The organism is Pseudomonas sp. (genome assembly GCF_050739655.1).
In the GTDB taxonomy this organism is placed as follows: domain Bacteria; phylum Pseudomonadota; class Gammaproteobacteria; order Pseudomonadales; family Pseudomonadaceae; genus Aquipseudomonas.
In genome coordinates this window covers 1-1847 of the sequence record NZ_JBOIBY010000411.1, presented here as the reverse complement: position 1 = coordinate 1847, position 1847 = coordinate 1, and the positions used below count along the sequence as shown (strand labels likewise).

General features: G+C 56.2%; 2 protein-coding genes. Both read right to left on the bottom strand.

Annotation, left to right across the window (positions count from 1 at the left end; all coding sequences use genetic code 11):
• Nucleotides 1–45 precede the first annotated feature (45 nt).
• Nucleotides 46–1500, bottom strand: coding sequence for a catalase (locus ACRESJ_RS20205; RefSeq protein WP_431759470.1), 1455 nt, complete (start codon nucleotides 1498–1500; stop codon nucleotides 46–48).
• A 238-nt stretch (nucleotides 1501–1738) separates the two neighbouring features.
• On the bottom strand, nucleotides 1739–1847 hold a 109-nt coding region (locus ACRESJ_RS20200; RefSeq protein ID WP_431756159.1), incomplete at its 5' end, for a L17 family ribosomal protein.

Sequence of the window (1847 nt, the reverse complement as noted above, 5' to 3'; positions counted from 1 at the left end):
AAATAACGCAAAAACCGCCCAAACAAGGGCGGTTCTGCTTCTCATTTAGACTTCGTTAAGCTGTACGTTGAGCAGCTTTGCGATTGCTTCTCCATACGCCGGGTCGGCCTTGTAGAAGTGCTGCAACTGGCGGTCAACCACATCGCTCGAAACACCCGCCATCGCACCGGCGATGTTATTGACCAGCAGTGATTTCTGCTCTTCAGACATCAAGCGGAACAACGCGCCGGCGTGACTGTAGTAATCAGTATCTTCACGGTGGTCGTAACGATCGGCGGCACCACTGAGGGCCAACGCGGGCTCTGCATAACGAGGCGCTTGCTTCGGCGACTCGACGTAGCTGTTTGGCTCGTAGTTGGGCGCTGCGCCACCGTTGCTTCCAAAAGCCATCGAACCGTCGCGCTGGTATGTATTGACCGGACTGCGAGGCGCGTTCACTGGCAGTTGCTGATGGTTGGTGCCAACGCGGTAGCGGTGAGCATCCGCGTAGGCGAACACCCGACCTTGCAGCATGCGATCCGGCGAGAGACCAACCCCTGGAACCATATTGCTAGGGCCGAACGCCGCTTGCTCGACTTCCGCGAAGTAATTCTGCGGATTGCGATTGAGCTCCAGCTCTCCGACTTCAATCAGTGGAAACTCTTTCTGCGACCAGGTCTTGGTTACATCAAACGGATTCTCGTAGTGCGCCGCCGCCTGAGCCTCACTCATGATCTGAATGCACACGCGCCATTTTGGAAAGTCACCGTGTTCGATGGCATTGAACAAGTCGCGCTGGGCGTAATCCGGATCAGTACCCGCCAGGCGCGCAGCCTCGGCCGGAGCCAGGTTCTTGATCCCCTGTTTGGTCTTGTAGTGCCACTTCACCCAGTGACGCTCACCTTGAGCGTTGATAAGGCTGTAAGTGTGGCTGCCAAAGCCGTGCATGTGGCGGTACCCGTCAGGAATACCCCGGTCGGAGAACAGGATGGTGACCTGGTGCAGCGCCTCGGGCGAATGCGACCAGAAGTCCCACATCATCTGGGCACTCTTCAGGTTGCTTTGCGGTAAGCGCTTCTGGGTGTGGATAAAGTCTGGAAATTTAAGTGGATCGCGAATGAAGAACACTGGTGTGTTGTTGCCGACGATGTCCCAGTTGCCTTCCTCGGTGTAAAACTTCAAGGCAAACCCGCGCGGATCACGCTCGGTATCGGCCGAACCACGCTCACCACCCACGGTGGAAAACCGCAGGAACGTGGGGGTTTGCTTGCCGACTGCATCAAACAGCCTGGCACTGGTGTATTGAGTGATATCGCGCGTTACGGTGAACGTACCGTAAGCACCCGAGCCTTTGGCGTGCACACGGCGCTCAGGGATGTTTTCACGGTTGAAGTGGGCAAGCTTCTCGATCAGGTGAAAGTCGTCGAGCAGCAGCGGGCCACGAGGGCCGGCGGAACGGGAATTCTGGTTATCGGCAACAGGAGCGCCACTGGCGGTGGTAAGCGTGGTGTTCTGGCTCATGCGATCTTCCTTCCTCTGTCGGTCTTGAACTGCCGGCTAATCGGCTGAGAAGGAGTATTGATCATCAATATGACAGCTACAAATTCATTAACTTGCAGACATCGATAGAGAAATACTAATGACCATCCCCGCCACATCATGACGACACGGACGAAGGAAACGCTTGTACAAACGGCGCTTTTCTTACGGGCACAAAAAACCGGGCACTAGGCCCGGTTCCTTGTTTCAGACTGACGTCTTACTCGGCGGATACAGCTTCGCCAGCAGTAGCACGATCAACCAACTCGACGTACGCCATAGGCGCGTTGTCGCCAGCGCGGAAACCGCACTTGAGGATGCGCAGGTAG

What these genes read in the sequence shown, in the direction of transcription:
- ACRESJ_RS20205 (WP_431759470.1), bottom strand. Translation starts at nt 1,500, where the DNA reads ATGAGCCAGAACACCACGCTTACCACCGCCAGTGGCGCTCCTGTTGCC.